At 41.6% G+C, this 23,984-nt stretch carries 17 protein-coding genes; 15 read left to right on the forward strand and 2 right to left on the reverse strand.

Annotated features, from left to right (window positions below):
* Window positions 1–32 precede the first annotated feature (32 nt).
* From ACF8EG_RS11115 to ACF8EG_RS11170, 12 genes are all read left to right on the forward strand, one after another.
* Window positions 33–1,499 carry an AAA family ATPase gene (locus ACF8EG_RS11115; RefSeq protein ID WP_206926132.1) on the forward strand — a complete coding sequence of 489 codons (1,467 nt, stop codon included), beginning with the start codon at window positions 33–35 and terminating at the stop codon, window positions 1,497–1,499.
* A complete protein-coding gene (locus ACF8EG_RS11120) occupies window positions 1,499–2,389 on the forward strand; it encodes a hypothetical protein (protein ID WP_140079439.1) in 891 nt (296 codons plus the stop codon). Before ACF8EG_RS11115 ends, ACF8EG_RS11120 begins: the two co-directional genes overlap by 1 nt.
* Window positions 2,390–2,471: 82 nt before the next feature.
* On the forward strand, window positions 2,472–2,642 hold the full coding sequence (locus tag ACF8EG_RS11125) for a hypothetical protein (RefSeq protein WP_206926131.1): 171 nt from the start codon (window positions 2,472–2,474) through the stop codon (window positions 2,640–2,642).
* Window positions 2,643–2,648: 6 nt separating this feature from the next.
* Window positions 2,649–3,143: an amino acid adenylation gene (locus tag ACF8EG_RS11130; protein ID WP_206926130.1), complete on the forward strand. Its 495-nt coding sequence runs from the start codon at window positions 2,649–2,651 to the stop codon at window positions 3,141–3,143.
* Window positions 3,144–3,462: 319 nt separating this feature from the next.
* On the forward strand, window positions 3,463–6,774 hold the full coding sequence (locus tag ACF8EG_RS11135) for an STY4851/ECs_5259 family protein (RefSeq protein ID WP_206926129.1): 3,312 nt from the start codon (window positions 3,463–3,465) through the stop codon (window positions 6,772–6,774).
* Window positions 6,771–13,085, forward strand: a complete 6,315-nt coding sequence (locus tag ACF8EG_RS11140) for a DEAD/DEAH box helicase (protein ID WP_140147251.1) — start codon at window positions 6,771–6,773, stop codon at window positions 13,083–13,085. The genes ACF8EG_RS11135 and ACF8EG_RS11140 overlap by 4 nt, the downstream gene beginning before the upstream one ends.
* A 256-nt stretch (window positions 13,086–13,341) precedes the next feature.
* Window positions 13,342–14,433, forward strand: coding sequence for a ComEC/Rec2 family competence protein (locus ACF8EG_RS11145; protein ID WP_206926128.1), 1,092 nt, complete (start codon window positions 13,342–13,344; stop codon window positions 14,431–14,433).
* Window positions 14,434–14,447: 14 nt separating this feature from the next.
* Window positions 14,448–15,062, forward strand: coding sequence for a hypothetical protein (locus ACF8EG_RS11150; protein WP_239073761.1), 615 nt, complete (start codon window positions 14,448–14,450; stop codon window positions 15,060–15,062).
* A gap of 48 nt (window positions 15,063–15,110) precedes the next feature.
* Entirely contained in the window at window positions 15,111–16,724 is a 1,614-nt protein-coding gene (locus tag ACF8EG_RS11155; protein ID WP_180701475.1) for an AAA family ATPase, read from the forward strand.
* Entirely contained in the window at window positions 16,715–18,139 is a 1,425-nt protein-coding gene (locus tag ACF8EG_RS11160; RefSeq protein ID WP_069501038.1) for a VWA domain-containing protein, read from the forward strand. Before ACF8EG_RS11155 ends, ACF8EG_RS11160 begins: the two co-directional genes overlap by 10 nt.
* A 388-nt stretch (window positions 18,140–18,527) precedes the next feature.
* Window positions 18,528–19,064 (forward strand): HEPN domain-containing protein, encoded by a 537-nt coding sequence (locus ACF8EG_RS11165; protein ID WP_069501037.1) that lies wholly within the window; start codon window positions 18,528–18,530, stop codon window positions 19,062–19,064.
* A 142-nt stretch (window positions 19,065–19,206) separates the two neighbouring features.
* Window positions 19,207–19,359 carry a hypothetical protein gene (locus tag ACF8EG_RS11170; RefSeq protein ID WP_164666874.1) on the forward strand — a complete coding sequence of 51 codons (153 nt, stop codon included), beginning with the start codon at window positions 19,207–19,209 and terminating at the stop codon, window positions 19,357–19,359.
* 155 nt (window positions 19,360–19,514) lie between these two features.
* On the opposite strand, the gene ACF8EG_RS11175 is transcribed toward ACF8EG_RS11170, so the two are convergent.
* Window positions 19,515–20,816: a relaxase/mobilization nuclease domain-containing protein gene (locus ACF8EG_RS11175; RefSeq protein ID WP_140147874.1), complete on the reverse strand. Its 1,302-nt coding sequence runs from the start codon at window positions 20,814–20,816 to the stop codon at window positions 19,515–19,517.
* Window positions 20,806–21,555: a chromosome segregation ATPase gene (locus ACF8EG_RS11180; protein ID WP_140079448.1), complete on the reverse strand. Its 750-nt coding sequence runs from the start codon at window positions 21,553–21,555 to the stop codon at window positions 20,806–20,808. The genes ACF8EG_RS11175 and ACF8EG_RS11180 overlap by 11 nt, the downstream gene beginning before the upstream one ends.
* A gap of 747 nt (window positions 21,556–22,302) precedes the next feature.
* On the opposite strand from ACF8EG_RS11180, the gene ACF8EG_RS11185 reads away from it, so the two are divergent.
* From ACF8EG_RS11185 to ACF8EG_RS11195, 3 genes are all read left to right on the forward strand, one after another.
* On the forward strand, window positions 22,303–22,593 hold the full coding sequence (locus ACF8EG_RS11185) for an AlpA family transcriptional regulator (RefSeq protein WP_045545244.1): 291 nt from the start codon (window positions 22,303–22,305) through the stop codon (window positions 22,591–22,593).
* A gap of 154 nt (window positions 22,594–22,747) precedes the next feature.
* On the forward strand, window positions 22,748–23,335 hold the full coding sequence (locus ACF8EG_RS11190) for a hypothetical protein (protein WP_069501034.1): 588 nt from the start codon (window positions 22,748–22,750) through the stop codon (window positions 23,333–23,335).
* A 274-nt stretch (window positions 23,336–23,609) separates the two neighbouring features.
* A complete protein-coding gene (locus tag ACF8EG_RS11195) occupies window positions 23,610–23,864 on the forward strand; it encodes a helix-turn-helix domain-containing protein (protein ID WP_045545245.1) in 255 nt (84 codons plus the stop codon).
* Window positions 23,865–23,984: the final 120 nt, after the last annotated feature.

Consider the following 23,984-nt stretch of genomic DNA (forward strand, 5'->3'; position numbering starts at 1 on the left):
ATGCCTCTTTTTTGATCAAAGGTTAGGTAATAATGAAAATAACATCACTTACCGTTGGTGGGTTCAAAGGTATTAAGAATAAAGCCACGATTCCACTCGCACCCATTACGTTGTTCTTTGGCGCGAACAGTACTGGCAAAAGTACCGTTTTACATGCATTACTGTATCTGTATGAAGTGGTCGCCAAACGTAATTTCGATGCGCAGTACAGCTCAATCGCCGGGGATTCACTATACTTTGGCGGTTTTCAAAATATTGTTCATGGTAAGGATTTAAATGGAGTTATAACCCTTGGCGCAACTTTGGATTTTAGAGATAGCACAACGGATATTTGGGATGATTATTTATCAGAGTCTGAACGTTGGTTGCTAGAGAGTACACTATTCTTCACACCAGATTCAGACGCTGACATTTTATCCTTCGAGTTAGATATTAAATGGGACCATACCAAAAACCGTGCGTACATCAGCCGATATGTATGCAAAAGCCACGGCATTGAGTATTTCAAAACAACAGCTCAAGCAGGTCGACCAGATTGCCAAATTACTCACTATCAACCATTACCGCGTTGGGAAGTAGATGAATCATTTAAAGTTGAAAATCTTTTTGATTCTGGCCAGTGGGAAGATGTCTCCATAAATGGTCAAGATGCGTTGCCGAATATCTACAAGAGGCTTGACCTATCTAATGCTCCTTTCGATTGGTCTAATGTTTTCGAAGACCACCCATTAGCTGCCCAGTTGTTTGCCGAAGCTGTTTTATCACAGGCTGCGTTTGCACCATTAAAACTATTAGTGAAAAAACTTGAAGACTTACTTCACATTGGGCCGTTACGTATTGTGCCAACACGAGCAACCGTTTTGAACAAAAAGACTAACTCTCAGCGTTGGTATGACGGAACAGCGGGCTGGGAGACCTTCGCCTTTTCGAGTGAAAGGGTAAAAGCTAAAACTAATGAAAAGTTCGTCAGTAGCCAGTTCTTCGGCACTAATTATTGCTTTGAGTCTCCAGCTTACGGCGAAGCAAGTTTGAGTGAAAAATCAGTTATTCTTAAAGACTCTCATACTGACATCCCTTTATTGCCTTCAAGCGTTGGTGTCGGCGTATCGCAAGTGTTTCCTTTTGTAGTTGCTACATCGCTTGAGCAAGACCATATCGTATCGTGCGAGCAACCCGAACTGCATATTCACCCAAAGTGGCAGTTAGCCTTAGGGGATATGATGCTAGAGGCAACTAAGAAAAACCCTGACCGTATGTTCTTGGTTGAGACCCACAGCGAACATTTGTTACTGAGGCTGTTAAAACGTCGCCGCCAAACCGCAGATGAAGAGATCGAATACGAACCATTTGGTTGTAAGAAAAGTGATGTACAGATAGTTTTCTGTGAGCAATCCGAGGGTAAAACTCGTTTAATTCCAATCAAAACAACTGACGAGGGTGAGTTTGATGCACCTTGGCCAAATGGCTTCTTTGAAGAAAGAAGGGAGGAGTTGTTCTGATGTTGCATTTGGAGTTTGCGGTTGCGCCTAGTCAAATTAATTCTTTGATGGATCTTGTGATACTGGAAGCAAGAATGGGCTACGAGAAAGGAGCGGTGTTATCGCGTTTTCCCAAAGCCTGGTTTAGAGAAGTCTCTCAGCAGCTCAATGCTGAACTTGATGGAACCAAACTAGATAGAGCAACTGAAAAGCTCAGAGCTTTACAATCAAGCAAGTTAGTTTCATTTGGAAGAACGTTTGACGGAGAAGGTTGGGTTGAGGCTGCTAGAAATAGCCACGATGCTAAGTTATTCCATCGGTTGGTTGAAGACTCCTTCAATGATCTGCCTGTATTTGTTCCATCACTTTTAGATTTGGAGGATGCGGACTTTGCGTATGTATCTCTTTACACGCGTGAAGCCGAGTCTTTAGCAAGTGCAGCTTCCGGTCTTCTCTTTGGCGCAGAAAAGGTAACAATCTACGATCCATATATTTGCGCAACTAAAGCTGGTAGCCGCAAGACACTATTGGAATTGATGAAGCTATGTGAGAAAGGTGAAGTAGAGTTTCACGTCTTTTCGGAAGAAGATAGAAAACCTGCTTGGGAGCTAACAGAGCAAGCTCTCGTTGAGTTTAAGGAAGCTATGCCTGAAAACATTAAGCTGTATTGGTATTGCGCCGATGATAAAGACTCGGGATTTTTACACTCTCGAGGTTTATTTACAGCGAAGGGTGGGCTTATTTACGACAGAGGATTCTCAGAGCCAGGCGCTGTTGACCAGATTCAAGAGTTGACGGAGATTACGCCGATGCCAATTGATTTGCTACAAGCAAAAGCTAGTTCTTATAACGCCTCTCTTCAATATGAAGATTTTGAACTTGTTAGAGGTGTGTGGTCTTCTCATCCTTGATTAGCAATTGGAGTTTGCAACTTGATACGATACATGTGGCTGGCACTATTAAACATTGTTTCGAGTAGCTTAGGATTTCTTTATGCAACTTCAACTCAGCGCTACCAATGCACTCAACAAATGGCTGAAAGCTGATTTCCCTCGTTTGCCAGTGGAAGAGGGCAAACAAGCCGGGGTTAATAAACTGAGCTCGGATGCCGCTACTATGAGCTGGCAGGTGCACCTGATTGAAAACCGTTACCAATCCTCATAGAAGACTTTGATCGTCTGCGAAGCCAACAGCCGCTTCACCTATTTTATTCCGCTCAATCGGATGATTTTCTCGCCCGACGAACTCGCTGAACGGTTAAAAATAGAGTGGCAATTTGCCTTTGTTGAAGCTTTGGAAACTTATGCTTTGGAAAGTAACGGCTTAATTAGCCATTATGACATCGCCACACTGCTATCAAAGCTCAATGACATTCAGTTCTCAACGAAGTGGATAAAAAACACCGACCCGAGTGTTAACGGCCATATAGCCGACGCCGCCCAATGGGTTACGCAAACCTTAGAGGAGAGAAATCTCGCTCGCTTAAGCCAGCCACTGGCATTTGAGATTTCTAGCTATATCAATTGCCAAACCAAAAGCATCAAAGTGAACAACAAGAAGCAGCGCTTCATCCCAATCGAGCGATTGCTTGAATACGTCCAGCAAATCACGGAAACAACCCCACCTTCTGTTGACATGAGTAATGTTGTTCCCTTTAGGCGCTAGCGATGTCTTCACACACTCCATTTTACTCTCTCAATGTAATATCAGTTACCATTAGTAATCTTTCTTGCGGCTTTTCTCGGTAACCTTGTACTAATTTCAATAAATACAACGGGATAAGTTTTGGCATGTAACTTGTCTTAGTTTTCTACTCAAAAGCTATCTATCGATACCGCACACATTTGAAGTTGTTGATTGTTATGTGACAAGTGACATACAAATGTGTGATGTGGAACGTTAGAGAGCGTTGTTTTTATTGATATCATGTGAATACACAATAAAAACATAGAACTTCCATTTCAATACAAAGGCTGGGTAAAAAATGGATTTGAATATTCCTCCAGTGGAGGGGCGTATCGATGCAACAAGTAATTCGATATTGCCTATCACTATCGATGATTGGTTGACGAGGCTTTTGCATAGAAACGAGTTGTCATTACCAAGTGGGCAACCACTTTACCAATATCACGTTACAGAATCGGAATATATCGAGTTGCGCGGTATTCTAAGACGGATAGGTAAACCTCAATCAAGCAAAAATTGGTGCGCTGCTTTCTCAATTTTTTGTTCAGAATGGTATCGTCGCTTTTACATGGGGGGCTGGACTTGGTTTGGGATTTGGGAGTCATTAGGCTATGAACTCGATGCTAACAGTAGACAGAATGTCGTTGAGCGCGGGTTAAAAGCGTACTGGGGACGTCCTATTAGCCAATATCAAGACGAGAGAAACAGCTATCTTGGTTCTTTGTTTAAAGAGGGCGGTCTTCCTTATGGGCTCCTTGCCAGTGAGGGTAGCCGCTTTCAGGCAATATTCAAACGCATATTAAAGTCTTATGAAGATGCAAAAGACTTTGGATATTCGCCAGTAGAATTAGTGACCGAGTGTATGGACTCTTTACCCGAGGCATTTAAACAAGAGACCACAGTTAACTTAATTACTCGAATGACTGAGTTGTTATTGCGTCTAACTGAAGACTACGATTTGGATGAACAGAACAATCCAGCTGCATATCTGGATGATAACGCTGGCGGTTGGCGTGAACTGTTTCCTATCCCATTGGACGGCAATGCTGGTAACGAATTTTTGTCTGGTTTGCTTTCATCTGCATCACAACAACATCGAAATAAAAAACAAGCAGATAAGAGGATTACATGCCAGCAATGGCTCGCTAATACATCAGAATTCCAGTTTGTCACCCAGATCAAGCTCGCCAAAATAGTAGATATGCCTTTTAGGCGTGAAGATACGGTTACTAGTCGTGTAGAGCTATTTATTTATGAAGGTTGTACGCCAATTGCGGAAATCGGCGTTGGTCATATTCATAGTGATACTGGCAAGTGTAGCGTCGTTTTAAGGTCCACGTCTTGTCGTTTCAATCGAGTTGACCCAAAACAAACGCTGTACCTAATTGTACTTCAGGCAGGTAAGTTACTTCATAGAGAAGAAATATCTAATTCGGAAATAATGATTGGTGAGGTACCGGTAGTACTATGTTGCATCGATGAAAAAATGATGTTTGTTGGTACAGGTAGCATTAGTACTCGAGCGGAGTCGTTGACCGTGTTATGTCCACCAAATGCGGTACTAGATGAATCAGAAGCTAAAGATGCAAATATTAAGACAGACTATGGTTATACCGTAGGCACATTTAGCGGTACGTTGACAGTCTCTGTGGATAATGGGCTTGAAATAGATCGTTACCTGATAAAGACCTCAGCGAACAACACTCAGTATGATGATGTCAGAATAGATGGAAAAATACTTCCGTTTAGTACCGAAAAAGGCCAGCCAGTTTATCTGGGGTTACCCAAAATTACTACGCAGGACATTTGCTCTCAGGTTGTAGTGGCAGGTGAGCCCGTGGGTGGGGGACATAAGGCAAGCATTTTTGGTTTACAAAGTATAAAAGTAAAGTCCACTAAAGGTCACACGCTTTTTCAAAAGAGATTAGCGATTTTGCCCAAGTCATTTGAGATCAGGTTAAGCTCTTCCGAAAACGCAGACAGAGGGAATATTGAACTCCATTGCATGAACCGATTTACCGTTAAGGTATTGAATGCTGCAGTTGATGTAGTCGCTCGTTCAACAGAGTATGGTAAATGCCTAGAGATCATATCAGCTTTAGGTATGCCTCCTCGTGAGCTTTTGTTAGAAATCACGACCAATTTAATGGCTGCTCCGGTTGTGGTAAGCGTGCCTTTTCCTTCAACGGGTGTTTTAGCTTACGACAAGGATAGCAATAAACTGCCCCAGTTACTGACAGTGGCGGACTTGCTGGGTAGTCGGCTTATGTTGTTTCCTAGGCTGGGTAAAAAACAGTGCAGCTATAAGATTGAACTTAGCTCTCCGAACAGTTCTCGACAGGCTTACTACTTATGGGAATATAAGGTTCAGGATCAGCCACTAGAAATCAGTTTGTATGAATTTAGACATAATGTACGAGAACTATTGGCTACAAATGGGAACCTGGATGATCTAGTCAGACTTGAGATAAGCGGGGCATGTAAGACTGTGCAATTTCAGATTGGACGCTATTCTTCTATGACTCAATTTGAAAACTCATGCATCAAGTTTGAAGGTGCGATTAAGGATTTTGGTAAGATTAAGCCAGTGCTAATTGATCTTACGAATCCAGCGGTTCACCCCAAACCATTGACCCAAAGAGAGTCTCAAGGTGTAGCTACTGGTATTTTTGAGCTTTCTTCGTCTCCTGAAAATCCATCTCTAATCGTACCATCACCTGATTCTGAAGTAGCATTTCGAGCTAGATTTGTTCCCGGAAGTAAAAATACTGAGAACCGAAACGATGTCCGAAGCTTACAGAAAGCCACAACAGTTTGTCATGTCAATCCTAATGCTATAGATGAAGTGTTGGGGCAAATGGTTGTGGATTTTGAGCATAGTGGCTGGACATTTCTTACTGACCTTGAAACAAGATTTGGCTATTTGCCGCTAGCAACGTTTGAAATCTGGAAGTCAGTAGTAAAAAGGCAGGACGTATTGGCAGCACTGGCATTTCGGTTTGACAACCCTATTCCTATGATGAGTAGGTTGCAGTCTGAGTTCAACGTAATGTGGGAGCTAATACCGATCATTGCTTGGAAGCGCGTTTCTCAAAATTTCATTCAAGGAATTCGTGATGACGGTTACCCAGAAAGGATTGTCACGAAGCTAATTAACCAGAAGCTAGACGATATATCGCAAATATGCCCTGTTTTCGAATCTGATTGCAGACATTTGGTTCTTGATAAAGCAATTATCCCTCAAGAGAATCTCAGAGGCGTACTACAGTACTTCTCGGCTCATTCAGTATCGGAAGTTAGAAGCTTACACACTAGTGACCGACGCTGGCCGACGATGTTTTCAAACGATATAGAAGAGTGGTGTCTCGACCATTACCAAGACCTTGTGACATTTTCTATCCCCGATGGTAAAGGTTTTCAAAAGGCGGTGTTGTACTTTCCATTGTATGCATCAGCTTTGGTTTTACAAAAAACAACGCTTTCCGAAATTGGTATTAGCGATGAGCCTGCGAATGAGTTTTTTCTTCGCCAGCTCATTGAGTTTGACCGTCAGTGGTTTGTTCCTATGTATAAATTATTACTTTGTATTATGGCTGGTGAGAGAAAATGAAAGGCTATTTTTCAACATTAAAACAACAAGCAAACAATCGTGCGAAAGAGTCAACATTGAGTGTTCTCGGTATCAGCAACCCCTCATTGCGTAACCACCTAAGCGAACGATTTGAAACAGTTGAGCCCTTTGTTCATGGCCCTGTTTTTGAGCAAACCTTTGCCTGGGAAGAAAGTAAAGTTCAAATGAGCGATCTGGTCTCAGAAGGACTGCTTTCAAAGGAGCTAGTAACAGCATTAGACGATGATATTAACGGAAGGTATGCATTTAAAGCTAAGTGGTCTCCATTCAAGCACCAGCTTGCGGCATGGCGAGACTTACTCAACCCAGAGCCTAAATCTAGAATTATTACCAGTGGTACAGGTTCGGGGAAAACCGAGTGTTTTATGGTTCCTGTCCTTGAAGACTTGGTGCGGGAAGTAAAAACCGAGGGGAAAGCACTAAAAGGCGTAAGAGCGCTATTCCTTTACCCTTTAAATGCATTAATCAATTCACAGAAAGAGCGTCTAAACGCTTGGACGCAACATTTTGAAGGTGATATCCGCTTTTGCTTGTTTAATGGCAATACTCCCAATGACCCAAGCGCTAGCCAGAGTCAAATACAGATCAAGCAGCCGCAAGAAGTGTTGTCACGTAATCTAATGCGCGATAACCCAGCTCCAATTTTGGTCACGAATGGAACAATGCTTGAGTATATGTTGGTGAGACAAGCTGATGCTCCTATTATCGAACAATCGAAAGGAAAATTAAGGTGGATTGTTTTAGATGAAGCGCATACTTACGTGGGTTCTCAAGCTGCTGAACTTGCGTTGCAACTTCGCAGGGTAATGCAGGCGTTTGAAGTAGAACCGGAAAATGTACGTTTTGTGGCTACATCGGCAACAATCGCTGGATCAGAGGCTGAATCACAACTTAGAACGTATTTAGCTGAGCTTGCTGGTGTAAGTGAGGCTCAAGTTGATGTTATTGGTGGTAAGCGAGCAGTACCGAAACTTCCTGATTACCCATTTAATAACAAAGATATCTCAGTCCTAGAGAGCATTGACCCTGACGGAGAGTTGCCTGAAAACAAAAAAGATGTCCAAGACCCTTATGTTTCGGCAAGTCGCTATCGAGCGTTATGTGAATCTGAAATTGCGAAAAGGATAAGATCTGCGTTTACGACCAACGACTCTAGTCCGCTACTCTTTTCTGAGTTAGCCAGTAGTTTAAGTCCAATCAATTTGACCGAGAATGAATTGTATCGTTGGTTAGATATATGCACTGGAACGAAAGAGTCATACGATAGAAATGCACAACCCTTCCTTAAATTGAGAGCTCATTACTTTCAACGAACTTTAAACGGACTTTGGGCTTGTATTGACCCCAATTGCTCTGAAAAGTCAGGCACCCATCTCAATCGAGATTGGCAGTTTGGTCAGGTGCTTAGTGAGCAAAGACAGAAATGTGACTGTGGTGCGCCGGTACTAGAGCTGTCATTTTGTAGCGAGTGTAATGAACCGCACTTGTTAGGTGTAGATAAGAGCGGGGTACTTACTCAATGGACAGGTAAGGTAAGTGATGAGTTTTCTCTCTTAGAAGAGGGAGAAAAACACATAGATGAGGAAAGAACAGACCAATATAGCGCTCTTAAAGCTAGCGATAGTATGCTGGTTCTCTCAGCTACTGAAAACCAAGAAAATATGTTTTTTGAAACTATTTATGACCACGATGGCAAAGAAGCGAGTGTTAAGTCGGGCAGTATACGGTTAGCTAAATATCTCGATGACGGAGAGCAGTGTAGCAAATGTGGATTCTCAGGTAGAGGACAACATGCTAAAGCATTACGACGAGGCTTATTAGGAGCTCCATTTTATACAACAACCGCTGTACCAACCGTTTTGGAGTATTGCCCCGATATCGAAAAAGATAAAGACACTGGCTACGGACCATTAGATGCTCCAGGGCGAGGTCGTCGCCTTATTACTTTTACTGACAGCCGCCAGGGCACTGCGAAAATGTCAGTTCAAATGCAGCAGGAAGCGGAACGTTCTCGACTACGCGGTTTAGTTTTCAAGGAGTTAAGGAAGCACGTTGAAGAGGAACTTGCGATCGATGATGAGTTGTTAGATATCGTTCGTCCATATATCGAGGATTCAACGGTTGAGGATATCGAAGAATTTATCCTTATTGCAGGGAAGAGGAAACCACAAGTTGCTGAAGCGCTAATTCAATACCTTTCAGCACTCGAGAAAGGAGCGTCAAGGTATTCTCCAAAAGCGATTTCTTGGAAGGAATTAGCCGATAGAATTAGCATGGATAAGGATTTACAGAACTCAATTTTGACAGAGAATAAGAGACTGTCTCCTGAGGTGTTTGACGTAACCACTGGCTCTTTAAAGCTCGCTAACATGTTATTGACAAGAGAACTTGCTAGGAGACCGAAGTTTAAAAACAACCTTGAAACACAAGGATTGATAAGGTTTGTTTATCCAGAAGTTGAAAAACTAAGTAAAGCTCCGGAGCAATGGAAAGAGAAAGGTGGTTTGACTCTGTCTGACTGGAAAGACTACCTAAAAGTCTGCCTTGACTTCTTTGTTCGTGAAAATACATACGTGAACATAGATAGGGAGTGGGGACGTTGGATCGGGATGCACTTTGCACCGAAAACCCTCATAGCTCCAGATTCAAAAGAAGAAGAAGAGAGCCGCATTAAGAAGTGGCCTCAGATAAATAAAGGTAGAAAAATTCAACAAAGATTGATCACGCTGTTGCGTGTAGCAACGGGTATCGATATAGAAAAAACGGAAGGAGAGCAGTTAATTAACGGGTGGTTGCAGGATGCTTGGAAGACGTTAACCAAATTGCAAATTCTTAGAGATTCAACTTCAGACAAACAATATAGCCTTGATTTGAGAGAAGTTAGTTTTGCTTTGTTAACTGAAGGGTTTATTTGCCCAGTTACAAATAAGGTGTTGGATACAACCTTTAGAGGCTTAACACCATACATTCCAGCGAATGGTAACTATTCAGACTATCAGTGTACTCGCGTTAACCTTCCACCAATTTGGAAGTTTGAAGGTAGCGATCGAGGGTATGACGAGTCGCTCCAATCAATACGTGCTGATATTGAGGAATCGCAGGAAATTCGTTCACTTAGAGAGCAGAATGTATGGACGGATATCAACGATAGAACCGTGGAAGGTGGTTTTTATTACGCAACTGCTGAACATTCGGCGCAGCAATCGGCAGAGCGCTTGGCAGACTACGAAGAGAAGTTCAAGAGTGGTAGGAAGAACGTTCTCAACTGCTCAACAACTATGGAAATGGGGGTTGATATTGGTGGTATTACTGCTGTTGTAATGAATAATGTGCCACCGCATCCGGCTAACTTTCTTCAACGAGCGGGGCGTGCTGGCCGTTCAAAAGAGTCTAGAGCTCTCAGCTATACGATATGCAAGAATAATCCTCATGACACATTAGTCTTTAATAACCCTAAATGGGCATTCACCACATCCATCCCTGCACCGCATGTTGAATTTAGTTCTAAGAAACTTGTGCAGCGTCATGTGAACTCCTACTTATTAGGACGCTATCTGGTCGATGTTATAGGCCCAACAGATAAAGAGAAGATTAACCTGAATCTTGAATGGTTTTATCTACCTGACATTGGGGTTAAGTCAGTTGCGGAACGTTTTGCTCTTTGGGTTATGAGTCTTGAAAATTCATATCTTGATGGTGTCAAAAAGTTAGTTAAGGGGACTGCTCTGTCGGGAGTGTCGCCTGACATTTTAGTAAAGCAGACTGCTAAAAAAATTCTAGAACTCAGTGAAAAGTGGGTTGGGGAATATAAATATATTCAGACAGAGCTTAATGATACGGCTCCAAATGGCCCATATGCTCATAAGCTCGACAACGAGAAGTCTCGCTTATGTAGAGAGTATCTGCTAAGGGACTTGGCAACAAAAGCATTTCTACCCGGTTATGGCTTCCCTACCGATGTTGTAAGTATAGATACGGACAACGTAGCTGATTATATTCGTGAGAAAAAATTCAAAAAGAACAAGAATAAGCTTGAGCGTGAAGACAACGTGTCAATTAACCGTGGCCTCCCTTCTCGAAACTTGTCTGTAGCTATTCGGGAATATGCACCAGGTTCGGAAATCGTCATTGACGGTAGAGTTCATCGTTCTGCTGGAATTTCTTTGAATTGGCAAAATGTTCATGTTGAAGGCTCAAGAGATGTCCAGAAATTTGATCTTGCATGGCGTTGTCCTCACTGTGGTCAGACAGGGTATGAGTCTAATCTGAATAAACAAGTTAACCTCGAGTCATTAACGTGCAGTAATGTAATGTGTGGAAAAGTTATCCCTATAGATAATGAGTACAGGAAAAAAGTTATCCAACCCACTGGTTTTGTGACTGATTATTATATTGAGCCGACTAACAACATTGCGCATCAAACCTATGTTCCAGTGCAACCTGCTTGGGTAAGTGCTAAGGGGGTTCCTGTACCTTTACCTGTCTCTGAATTAGGTTATATGATTACTGATCATCAAGGTAAAGTGTTTCATTATAGCTCGGGAATGAGTGGGACTGGATTTGCACTGTGCATGGCTTGTGGGCGGGCTGAATCTATGACATCAACGGGAGAGCTACCAAAAGCGCTAAACCTTGAACGTACACATAAGCCACCGCGGCCAAGTAAGTTTGCCAAAGATGAAAATGATCGGCACGGGGATTGTGATGGCTCAGGAAGAGTACTAGAAAGCATTCATCTTGGAGTTCATTCACAAACTGATGTGTTCGAGTTAGTTTTAAAGCACCCTGACACTGGAGAATATATCCCTGATAGTGATGAAGGTAGGGTCATTGCAACATCACTTGTTGTAGCGTTACGAAAAGCACTGGTAAAGACTTTAGGCATCTCAGTCAATGAAGTTGAATACAGTGTACGCCCAGCGGTTGTTGGTGAAAGTCAGCATGCGATGGTTTTACAGTTGTTTGATAGTGTAAGTGGTGGAGCTGGTTTTGCTACATCCACATCACATCACATTACTCAAGTATTGCGTCAAATGTTACGAGAGCTTGAATGCCCCAAGGCTTGTGATGCATTTTGTCCGGATTGTTTACTAGAGTCGGATTCAAGACACGACACCGACAAATTAAACAGACAGATTGCGCTCAAATGGTTGGGCGATAATTTTACACACCATTTAAATTTACCATCGAAGTATCAACGATTGCTAACTGAAGCTGAATATTGCCCTTTGAGCATTAAGGAGCAGCTTACATCCGTGGTTGCTGGCCAGGTTAGCGAAGTGAAGTTTGTTTTATCAAGCAATATAGAACGTTGGGATACGTCAGTAAACTTGCTCAAATCTCGAGTTTACGAAATGTTGAGTAATAATATTGATGTGTCATTTGTTGTTCCAGACGTCGATTATCCAGACGACATAAAATTATTCTTGGAGAACATCAACAATATAGGCGCGTCACTATACCTTACCAAGGACGATACTGGTCTGATGGTATTTCAAGCGCAAACTGATGTCGGCTGTTTTTCTTTAGCTAACCTAGAGGATAGTGCGCGAATACCTGGTATTGAATGGCTAATGTCTGACGATATCTCTGTCATCTCAACTGTTGAACCGGAACTTTCGGTAATTCCATACACTATCGAAGTAGAACCAGAGAACTTGTCTCAAGTTGGGGCTATCCAGATAGAAGCTCTCAAAGAGCTGAATGGAACGCTGACTCAATTAGGTGGGCGATTTAAGCAACTGGTGTGTGATAGTGATAGCCGTGTGAAGGAACTGCTATCGAGTGATGTTATAAAAAATGTGCATTATTCAGACCGTTACTTGCAAAGCCCGTCAGCCGTAATGCTGGTATCTGAAGCAATAAAGGGCTTGGTTTGTGGACATCATGATTGTGAGGTGTTGGTAGATACCTGTTTTGATGAAAAGAACGGAAGACCGCCAGCATTTATCAGTCACGATTGGGACTACAAAGCAGACTTTAGACAGATTTTTCAGGCTTGGTTAGAGAATGCTACTGGTAGAACAACTAAGATAAATATCGTTGAGGGCAAAAAGACAATTCAACATAGAAGGGTATTAACCATTAGCTTTGAGTCAGGTAACACAGTTCAGATAACTTTAGACCAAGGCTTTGGGTACTGGTGGCTGGAGTTAATGCATGGCTTGCACCGATTCGACTTTGAAAGAGATTGTCTCGATCAAGTTAAAAGAATGCTCGAAGTGCAAAAAAAGGCAAGCGTTAATAACAGTGCAGATTGGCCAACGTTAATAACGACAAGCTTGCTTTAGTTTGAAACTTCATGGCAATGGCAACTCGCAAATAAGTGCTTCGATTTGGCAATATAGCTAGCGACTTGAAACCGCCATCCATAGGGTGGCGGTTTTTTATGCACCAATAAGCAATAGTAAAATAAATAACTAATGGTAATATTATTTACTTTATATTTTTATGGGTTAAAGGTTATATACAATAAAAACAATGACTTAAATCTTGGCATGCTAGTTGATCAGTAACTCTTAACTTTCATAGAAAAAGGAAAAAGTTATGGGTTACGAAATTGATTTTTTAGGTGTTGGTGAAGAGTCTAAGAGTGGTGATGCGATCGCACTTCGCTACGGGAATCTACACGGTCCACGTGACGAGCAAACGGTGGTTGTGATTGATGGTGGCTTTCAAAGCACAAGTTCAAAGATTATTGATCACATCACCACTTGTTTTGGCACTTCTAAAGTGGACTTGGTCATTAATACTCATGCTGATCAAGACCACATTAACGGTTTGGAAATGGTCCTTAATGAACTCGAAGTACAAGAGCTTTGGATTCATCAGTCTTGGCTACACAACCAAGGGCTTGCTGATAAATTCAAAGATGGACGCGTAACGGACAGCAGCTTAGGGGAACGTTTTAAGCAAAACCTCGAAAAAGCATGGTCACTGGTTAGTTTGGCTGAATCGAAAGGGGTAAGTGTACGTGAACCTTTTACTGGTTTAACGGACACAGGCGGTGGTATTAAGGTTCTCGGCCCTTCTGTCGAATACTACGAATCCCTCATTCCTGACTTTGATGGCATGCCTGAAAAAGCCACTGCAACAAATGCTTTAGAAAGCTTTTTTGAAAAAACGGCTGCATCTATTCGTCGTTTCTTTGCCACTTGGGGTGAAGACCAGATTGATGATGAAGGGGTAACATCGGCAAAAAACAACTCGAGTGTGATCACCCAATTAGTCGTCGAAGGAAGACGCTCTGTTTTTACTGGGGACGCAGGCATTCAGGCTCTGGAACACGCGGCAGATCAAATAGATCAGTGTACAAGTGGAGCAGACCTTCGATTTATGCAGATCCCCCATCATGGAAGTAAGCGCAATATTGGGACGACCGTTCTAAATCGTTTAGTCGGGGAGCCTATTAGCCAAGGTGTTTCACGAAACATCACGGCAATTGCTTCTACGGCTAAAAATGGTGAACCTAAGCACCCACGGAAAGCTGTGATGAATGCTTTCACTCACCGAGGTGTTAACGCACTAGCGACGAGAGGTTCTGGAATTCGTCATCATTATAATGCGCCTGGGCGTGATGGGTGGAATAGTATGAACCCTGAGCCATATCACTTCGATTATGAAGAAGAGGTGGCATAATGATGGGGATCTCGATGAAAGCCAATAACATTGTCCCGCTCTCAGTATTGATGGTACTTCAGTTTGCAGTGGTATCACTCGTAAATCAAAGTGCTTTTGATATCAGTTATGTCGAGATGCTAAAAGACACGAGTGGTGCGATGTTAGCAATAGGTGCGGTTTCGGGGTGGCTTAGCCACCTCATGCCTCCTGACCTCAAGAACGTCTTGGTATTTTGGCGATGGAACAATGTGTTACCAGGGCATCGCTTTATTCAGTTATCAGAGAGAGATCGACGTATTGACACTGCACTCCTAAAGGCTCGCGTGTCCGAGTTTGAACTTTTGAAGCAAAATAATAGCGAGCAGAACAGTTATTGGTACAAAGAGTTTTATCGTCCATCCAATAAGCAGGACGAAGTGGCTTCAACTCACAGAGCTTACTTATTATACAGGGATGCAGCTGCTGTATCTTTTGTCAGTGCCTTTGCGCTGCTGGTCGCGAAGCAATTCTTGGGCGAGTATTTTTCAGAGGTAAGTTATCAGTCTTTGTGGGTATTTGCCTTGGCAATCATAGGTTTTTCAATCGCAGCAAAAAATGCGGGGAACAGGCTCGTAACAACGGCTGTAGCAATAAACTTAAGTGCTTAATAGATCGTTCAGATTTTAAATTTAACAAGGAAAGAGTTGGTTAGTAGTATGAATGTGAAAAGTAAAGAATATCAAACAAGCAAAGACAGCAAAAATATAAGAGTAGCCGCTCAGCCAGAAGTAAAAAAACGTATAACTCAACTATTGGAGCAGATCGGTGAAGGGTTACATGAGAGAGAGCATATTCTTTCTGTATCATTATTGAGCACGCTTAGTGGACAGAATACTTTCCTATTCGGTCCTCCGGGAACTGCCAAAAGCCTAATTTCCAGAAGGTTAGCATGTGCATTTGAGTCACCAAAGTATTATGAACATTTGATGAATCGGTTTACAACACCTGAAGAAGTATTTGGGCCTGTGTCAATTCAAGAACTCAAACAGGATAAGTATGTCCGTAAGACGGAAGGTTATCTTCCTGACGCAGAGTTTGCATTTCTTGATGAAATTTGGAAATCCAGCCCAGCGATTTTAAACACTCTGCTCACCTTAATTAATGAACATGTTTTCAAGAATGGCAGTGAAGTTATCAAGGCACCTATTCGTTCGGTTATTGGTGCCTCGAATGAAGTGCCTCAAGAAAACCAAGGGCTAGATGCTCTTTATGACCGATTTATTACTCGTTTAATGGTTCCGCCAATTGTACTTGAAGATAATTTTAATTTGTTGCTTAACGCGAAGCCTTCGACTAGTGAGCCTAATGTTGATGAGGAGCTTAGAGTATCTCTTTCAGAGCTTAGTCAGTGGAATGAAGCGATACATAACGTTGAGCTGAGTAAAGACACTTTGCTTGTTATCAAATATATACGTAATGAGATCAGTGAAAAAAATGAAGAGTTAGGTCTGTATGTTTCGGATCGACGTTGGCAGAAAGCTGCAATTTTGTTGAAAGCATCTGCGTTTTTCAACGAGCGTAATTATACAAACCTGACCGATACAATACTTCTAAAGCATTGTTTATGGACTTCTCCAGAAAACAGGGTTTGTACCGAAGAGATCGTGATGGACGCTATCGAGTCATGTGGAATTGCTGGTGATATCAATTTGGCTGCTCTTGATAATAGTAAAGATAGCTTAGAGAAAGAGATCACTAAGGAACTTTTCTATAAGGACGATGTATATGACGTAATTTCATTAGGTAATGAGGAATATTTTAAAGTAGTAGCAAAATTCAGAGAGCATAATTCATATTCTTATGGTAATCCGGAAATTAAGCAGAAAACGGTTCATATTCCTTTTAATAAATTTAAAAGTAATATTTCTTTTCATCCTGTCGACATATCGGGAAATGACATAAAAGAAGTTACATGTGAATTCGATGAGCAGGGATCTTGTACACTATCATATAGCAATAGACATTATGGAAATCGATATAACGACTTTGAATTCACCCCTTCTATTCTTTTCCACAAAGGAGATAAAAGAAGTGATGTAAATGAGAGGCTGATTAAATCTCTTTCAGGTTCAGTTGGTAATCTTAGAGGACAGCTAAAAAAAATTCTTAAAGAGACAGAAGATAAACTGCGTGTATATAAAGTGGAGCTGCATAGTCCGTTTACTACAAGCGCAGATACAGATGTCGCCTTGAAAGGTGTTCTTTCTCAAATAGATAAACTCAAAATACGAATTAAAGACTGTGAACGTCTGGAGGCTCTATGCCAGTAGAACTTATCCATAAGCAATCAGATAATCTGCTGAAAGAACTCACAAGTGAAAGAAGTGTATTGTTGGGTAATTTAGATGCGCTGTCATCTAAGGTAGAAGCCAAAGTTAGTGCTTGGAAAGTAGGTGTTGAACGGTCATTAGAAGTGGACAACCCTTTTTCCGATGATCAAGCGAATCTGAAAATATGGATGAATAATCACGATGTTAATGGATTACTAAAAAACTATATCTCATTTTGTCAGAAGGCTAAATATCACGTTGATTCTTCCTTTTGGCACAAAGAGTTGTTAGAGAAAAAGCCTAATGATACAGCTAGAAGTCTCCTGCTGTTAGATTGGCAGAAGAAGCTGGATAAATCTGTATCAGAGTGGTACTTCGAAACTCTGTCCAGAATGCGTGAAGAATTTTATAAACAGATTAGTGAATGGCTCAATTTGCTGGAAGAGTTGATGTACAGCTTGGAGAGTTTAGGTCTTGAGCCAGGAATGTACCTTGATTTATCTGATGCTGAATTAAAAAGTGGAAGTATAGAAGCACTAAAGAGATGGGCGGACTACCTCAAAAACGACAAAGGTGCCAAAAAGGTATCTGAGCTTTTAGGGAAAGTAAGGCAAATTGAGTCATCAACTAAAATTGAAACAGTATTGAAGTCGGTAGCATTCAAACAACCAGTTGTTGATATCAATTCAAAGGAAGAGATTGTAGGTGTGGTTCAAGGGAAGGATATTGAGCATGCGCTACCCTCTGAATTGGCACTTCTTTCGGATCCTGAAACATCAGTTCTTTTTGACCTTAAATATCTGGAATCACGCCTATTGAGTTTTGAAATGCAGGGCATTACAGAAATAGATCAGGAGGAGAGTATCCCCGTAGATGAATCTGTTGAAGAGGATTCGAATTTAGGGCCTATGATTTTATGCATAGATACGAGTGGTTCAATGTACGGTGCACCTGAACACATAGCCAAAGCTATGGCCTTGTACTTGTCTACTGTCGCTAGAAAGCAGGACCGAAATTGTTATCTAATTAACTTCTCAACATCTATTGTGACTTTTGATTTGACGGGTAAAAAAGGGCTGGAATCTTTGATTAAGTTCTTGAGTTCCTCTTTTCATGGAGGAACAGATGTTGCTCCAGCACTCCGTCATGCGACTGAGCTAATGAAGAGGGAGTTTTATGAAAACGCAGATGTTTTGGTTATCTCTGATTTCATCATGGGTGAACTACCAAAAAACGTTATGAAGAGCATTGAAGAGAAGAGAGAAAAAGGGAACAAATTTAATTCACTAGTCATCGGTGATTGTTTTATGTACCAACGGTCTAAGACGCAGTTTGATTTGGAGTGGATATATAATCCACATACTAGCAGTATTCAGGAGCTAGTTAACTTCAAACAAAGCATGAGTTTAGTGTAGATTGAAATTTACCACTCCGAGGGTTGCTCAACAAAACTGATGTCTTGCTAGTGAGCGATGGTGAATTTCCAGTTCCCTCGGGATTAAATAGGAAAATTAGCAACCGAAGAGAGAAGCAGGGGCTACAGGTACACGGTATACAAATCGGTAATTCTCACTACACATCAATGAGCAAAATTTGTGACCCTATTCATTACTGTTCGGAGTGGGTTGATTTAAAGCGTTAGCCGCTCGTTGGTGGTGCCAATCTTCTTTCAGCGCGATTAGCAGCCAAAAGTCACTAGCTTATTGAAGTAACTCAACTTTATTGAACCTAGTTATCATTGATTTAATCCTAAATATGGTAAATTCCACTTTATGCATATAGTCATGATAACTAGGACAAGGGATGTCAGAAGCGAAAGCCAATTTTGAGTACGCGATCTCAGACGCAGAGCAATTATTAGAGTGTTACGATCAGTTAAACGGATGCAACTCCAATTCTCAACCTCCAGAGGTGCTCAAGAGAGCCACTTTGATTATGACTCTTACAGCTTGGGAAACCTATGTAGAAGACATAGCAAAAGAGCTTGTTGATGCGAAGTATGGAGTCGTTAAGGGGTCTCAACTTGGGCGAATAGTAGAAAATCGGCTTGAGGAGCACCTCAAGTACTTCAACAATCCAGGCTCCAAGAAAACGAAAGCGCTATTCGAAGAGTTTTTTGGTATTGATGTTACTGAAGCCTGGATCTGGGCTAACTACATAACCGCGGATGAGTCTCGAACACAGCTTAATAAGTGGCTAAAAAAACGAGGTGAGGCTGTTCATCGCGCTCAAATCGACAGAACCGAAGCTCATATCGTCAAACGCGAAGAGTTGGATAAATGTATCCGGTTTTTTAGAGAATTAGTTACTGTTACTGATACACGGTTGGCGTTGTTGTAAATTTGTTTACGGTATTCAGATTACGAAAATCGATCGTCAAAATTTGAGCTACTACAGCCAAAACTATCATTGAACAAATTAGAGTCATTGAAGCAATCGCTGGTGGTGTCATCGAATATTGATGAGGAAGTTAACGAATCTGATGAATTCGTACGCCATTGCGATGATTATGGCGTTAACAGACGAGCAGATGAACTCAGTGTTTTGGTCGTTATCTGGCATGATTACCTTGGCGACAGTTATTGATATGGTTTGGCCATCATTCAAACGTTACTTGAAGAATCGAAATTCCTAATAACTTGAAAGCTTGTCTTATGCTTAATTCATTGATTTAAATGCAATTATAGTCCTTTTTGATTTGTCTTCACAATAGTGGACCTCGCCTCCAAATTTTGATAATAAGTGCGGTATTTCCATTGTTTCAACCAGGTGAACTTGGATAAAGCTCTTTTAAGCACTTTGGCAGTATATAGGGGTTTGATGGTTTATTGTGTTTGGAGCTATTGTTAGCTTACAACGGTTAATTAATGAGTATTCTAATAGGGTTATGATCAAATGGTAGAACATTTTACTCATCGTTCCAGATGCGTGGTAAATCGCTTTTTCACACTCATATATAGCCCTCACCACCGCTCTGTCTCGGGTTGAGCGTATTTTGGCATACTCAAACCAGTATTCCACTTCAGCTTCCATTGCCGCTTCTTGGCTTCGAGCAAATGAAAAGAGGAGGTAACGGTATTGCTGATGCTCGTATGCTTCGATGTCCGCTTTTAGTTTTTCAGCGTGCTTAATTGCCAGACTACGAATTTTGTTAAAATGAACCGTAGCTTGTTCCATGTTTTCATCGTGCTTATTGTAGTTGTCGATAAATAGAGCCTTGGCATCCATCACACCATTTTTAATGAGTTTGCCTAAGGTGTATTTGTTACCACTGCGTAGAGATGAGCCAGCAAGGCGATATTGATGAAATCGGTAGGCGATACCTTTAAATTGAGTGTTTGCGCTGTCGGGAATGAGTTCGATTTCAATGCCTTGGTTGAGAAGTGCCACTTCAAACTGAGCCAACGAGCAAGCAGAAGGGAGAGTACGAATCGCCGCATCCACTTTTCTTCTCATCATACGAATCACCGTTTTCTCTTTTTCGCCTTGTACATCAGTGTCGTAACTTGAGTGGAGTTCCTCTGAGCTTTGCACTGTTTGTAGCCCTAGCGTAACTTCTTGCTCCCTCATAATTTCTTGGGCTTTGAGGTGTGATTGCCAGTTCGAAATGATTTTACCTGTCAGTAAATCAGTCGTAGACGCTACAATATGGACGTGTTCATTGTCGGTATCGCAGTGTTTGAATGCGATATAACGAGCATTTCCATACCCTAGGTGCGTCATGAGCTTTTTAATTGTCTTTCGCCATTGGACTAGGGGTAACTGTTCCCCTTCCGCCAGGGAGACAACAAAGTGGCGAAAGGGCTGTTTCGTATTAGTATTAGCAAGATAAGCGCTTTGCAGTTCAGCAATAGCACGGCTCCAATCAATGTCTCGGGCATCTTGGTTCTTTGCATTCAGGGGAACCGAAGCGATTTCGTTGGCGCAGATAAACTGCGATGTTCCCCCGAGCTTGTCACCCTTTGAGCGACTTGAAGAATATTCAACCAGCAGTGTTACATCATCACTTTGCTTGGCACTATATTGAACTAACTGCGTGGCATCATGCACCGTTTGTTTATCATTCTTACATTGTAATTCCTCAAATATCATTACTGGCGTTCTCCACTTCTAGCTTGTTGCGGTAAAGCTCACGCAACGTACGGCTGTCCAAAAATTGCATGGCCAACAGCTCGGCGGTTTGAGAATTATGAGCGTCGATAGCGAGATTTCGGGTGAGTTGTAAATTCTGTTTTAGTTCATACAGAGCATCACCTAGTTGACGGGCTATTTCGTGGTCGTACGCAGGGTTACCTTCGTCAATGAGTGACTCCATCACTGTGGCGATGCGCTTTGTTTGCTTAAAGTACTCTGTGATTTCATCACTGCGTTGAGGTTTGACTGTGAGTTTTTGAGTTATGACCTCTCTCAGGAACCGACTCACTGATTTATAATTATAGCTGTGCATGACCTCAAGTAACTGCTGGTATTCGCTTTCAGTGAGATTGGTTTTCACTGCTTTGCAATACAGCTCTTTGTCACTTTTTCGTTGTTTTTTAAAATTCGCCTGAACGATACGAATTAACTTGCGTGCATTCATCAGCTCATTTTTATCGGCGTCATTGGGATGTTGGTGGAGATATAAAGCGTGAGAAAGCTCTGAAATAAAGGTTTGGTGTGAAGCGATGGCTACCCCAGATTCAATCGGCGAGGGTAACAGTCCTGCGAGTAGTGTAGTCAACTCATCTGCTGAGTAGCTGTGACTTTCAATGAATTCCGATAGTATTTGTTTATGTTTTCTAGATGTGCAGCGAATGACAGTTGCTGCGACTGTGTTTATATTAATATCCATTTTTTAAATTCTCTATTTATTATTTTAATTATTTAGAGTGTTTTGTGTTTTCAAGCGATAACGCCGAAGGCTGTTAGCGCAACCTCACCATGTGAGGCAAGTTTTCGTGCGTTTTTATTTGGAACAAATAAGGACGAGCGATATCAGCTTGTTACTGTTTTTGTTCTGAGTGTTTTTATTATAACGATATAATCAATGAGATTGGAAGTGTTTATTTTAAATAAGTGAAATGGAAATTATATGACGATTTTAATAATCCTGTGTTTACTGCGTAATATGACACGGAATTTGTCGAGTGCGACAGGGAAAGTGCGCGTTACGACATTGCAAATGCCGTTTGCGACAAAGCATTTGCGCTGCACTATCATTGTGTCTCTGGTGCTTTCAGTAGCTTTCAGGCTGTCTCACTGGAACTGAGTAAGTCGTTGTCGGGGCGGATATTACATAGATTAAGCTGAGTTTTATGGGGCGTAAAAATAAACGAGAGGTGTGATTATTGAGTGAAATGAATTAATAGAGAGGTTGTGTTAATACTTATCTATTCTTGATTGCTATAGCAGGCTATATCGATATGATGTTTAATATATGAAGTTTATATATTCTGCCTTCCGTGAAACATATAAGACATGTATATTTACTTCTGGTTAAATAAATACGAAAAAATGATTGATTTTCACTTTAAAACTCGAATATTATATTTTTAACGGCTCCTTGAGCCATAATAATAAAAATAAACGGAGGCGTCTCATGGCGCTTATACACCCAATTAATCAACTGAAAATAGAAAAAAAGGCTGACGTATTAAAACGCGTTGGTTTATCTCAAGCTACCTTACATCGCCGAATTAATGATGGCACATTTCCGCCCGCAGTACAACTGGGTCCAAAGGCTGTGGGCTTCATGTCGCATGAAGTCGATGCGTTTCTTATTGCCTGTGCAATAGGAGAAGACAAAAAACGTGTGGTCGCTGAGCTGCTTGCTCAGCGTCAGACGCTCAAACAAGCGAATCCGCTCCTGCAATATATGAACTTTCAGTAAGAGGCCATCGAGCTCTGCGCTAAAGCGCAGAGCTTAATTCAGAAATTGAACGCCTATTCATTTCAAGACAGTAAAGGCGTTTCTCCGTCTTTCTAGTGATAGGCGTCTTATCTATACCTGATTAAAAAACAATAATAAAAATAGGGATTAATATATGACTTATCGAATTACCAGCGAATTGACCATAAGTGGCGATTCAGAAAGGTGCAAAGCACTGTACCATAATATTGTTGACCACTTTGGTCAAATTGACTTCAACAACATTGTCCCGATGCCAGCGGCGATACAAAACGCCACGGATTACTTTATAAAAGAGCCGTGGATGATGCGTCATTGGGGGGCCTGCGGTGTATTTGAATGCGGTGTGCCTTATCGATGCTTTAATCCATGGAAAGATGATTTTCCTGCAGATATGGGGGACTATATTAATTTGCTTCGGTTTCAGGAAGCATGCGAAGAAGGGGCTCCGCATTTAGAACCAATCATATTCACCACACTAAATACGTATCCTAAGGAGATAGTTTTTGCTTTGTCAGACCAAAACCCGGGGTTAACGTTTGACGTTCGTTTTTATGACGAGCATTTCAGTTGTGCCTGTGGTCGGATGCGAATTTGCGATGGGAGAGTTATTCAGTCTAAGGTAGCGCCACACCATGAATTTATGACGAGAGAGCAGTGTCAGTTTTGGGAAAACTATGCGCATCAGTTAGCGGGATTATTGCCATTTGAAGCGACGTTTTAAGCCATCGGTACACTATGTGATGTTGTTTGGCAGAGGTTTGAGAGTAACAAGTGTATCGTATAGCGGGTTTTGGCAGCGCTGTCCACGCATCGACGAAAGAGTTTAAAAGCACAAATTGACAGCAAATCCAATGACGCTTTGGACCTAGGAATATTTGACGCATCTCAATTAATCTCTCCATCATAACAAACGCTACTACAATCACCTCTAACCCCTATAGGGGATAAAGTGATAATATCCCCTATAGAGGATAACTTTTACATTGGAGGCAGATATGCTCATAACAAGTCCTATGCAACTGGGAATATACCTACGTGATGTACGCAGAACTCAAGGACGCAACCAGACTAAAGCCGGCGACATTGTTGGGTTAAAACAGACAACAGTATCAAAGCTTGAACGCGATCCGGCCTCTTCTAGCATCGAAAGTCTGATGCGCCTTCTGTCATCTCTCGACCTAGAGCTACATATTCAAGATAAAGCTGTAAGCCGACAAGAAGCAAAGCTTCGTGAGCCAGATGATTGGTAAAACGCTGTAAAACAAAGCCAGCTTTATAATTAGGTTGTTCTCTCACAATCATCATCGGGTTAGCAAATCGATGAATGTGCGACCAGCTTATTTTTCCCCATTCCGCACTGGCAACTAAGA

Origin of the sequence: Vibrio sp. YQ_11 (assembly GCF_043103065.1) — a bacterium.
GTDB lineage: Bacteria > Pseudomonadota > Gammaproteobacteria > Enterobacterales > Vibrionaceae > Vibrio > Vibrio parahaemolyticus.

Excerpts from the sequence above, each read along its gene's own strand:
- ACF8EG_RS11150 (WP_239073761.1), top strand. The coding sequence starts at position 14,448 with ATGAAAGCCAATAACATTGTCCCGCTCTCAGTATTGATGGTACTTCAG.
- ACF8EG_RS11185 (WP_045545244.1), top strand. The coding sequence starts at position 22,303 with ATGGCGCTTATACACCCAATTAATCAACTGAAAATAGAAAAAAAGGCT.
- ACF8EG_RS11195 (WP_045545245.1), top strand. The coding sequence starts at position 23,610 with ATGCTCATAACAAGTCCTATGCAACTGGGAATATACCTACGTGATGTA.
- ACF8EG_RS11190 (WP_069501034.1), top strand. The coding sequence starts at position 22,748 with ATGACTTATCGAATTACCAGCGAATTGACCATAAGTGGCGATTCAGAA.
- ACF8EG_RS11155 (WP_180701475.1), top strand. The coding sequence starts at position 15,111 with ATGAATGTGAAAAGTAAAGAATATCAAACAAGCAAAGACAGCAAAAAT.
- ACF8EG_RS11165 (WP_069501037.1), top strand. The coding sequence starts at position 18,528 with ATGTCAGAAGCGAAAGCCAATTTTGAGTACGCGATCTCAGACGCAGAG.
- ACF8EG_RS11145 (WP_206926128.1), top strand. The coding sequence starts at position 13,342 with ATGGGTTACGAAATTGATTTTTTAGGTGTTGGTGAAGAGTCTAAGAGT.
- ACF8EG_RS11120 (WP_140079439.1), top strand. The coding sequence starts at position 1,499 with ATGTTGCATTTGGAGTTTGCGGTTGCGCCTAGTCAAATTAATTCTTTG.
- ACF8EG_RS11160 (WP_069501038.1), top strand. The coding sequence starts at position 16,715 with ATGCCAGTAGAACTTATCCATAAGCAATCAGATAATCTGCTGAAAGAA.
- ACF8EG_RS11170 (WP_164666874.1), top strand. The coding sequence starts at position 19,207 with ATGAATTCGTACGCCATTGCGATGATTATGGCGTTAACAGACGAGCAG.
- ACF8EG_RS11125 (WP_206926131.1), top strand. The coding sequence starts at position 2,472 with ATGCAACTTCAACTCAGCGCTACCAATGCACTCAACAAATGGCTGAAA.
- ACF8EG_RS11180 (WP_140079448.1), bottom strand. The coding sequence starts at position 21,555 with ATGGATATTAATATAAACACAGTCGCAGCAACTGTCATTCGCTGCACA.
- ACF8EG_RS11135 (WP_206926129.1), top strand. The coding sequence starts at position 3,463 with ATGGATTTGAATATTCCTCCAGTGGAGGGGCGTATCGATGCAACAAGT.
- ACF8EG_RS11175 (WP_140147874.1), bottom strand. The coding sequence starts at position 20,816 with ATGATATTTGAGGAATTACAATGTAAGAATGATAAACAAACGGTGCAT.
- ACF8EG_RS11115 (WP_206926132.1), top strand. The coding sequence starts at position 33 with ATGAAAATAACATCACTTACCGTTGGTGGGTTCAAAGGTATTAAGAAT.
- ACF8EG_RS11140 (WP_140147251.1), top strand. The coding sequence starts at position 6,771 with ATGAAAGGCTATTTTTCAACATTAAAACAACAAGCAAACAATCGTGCG.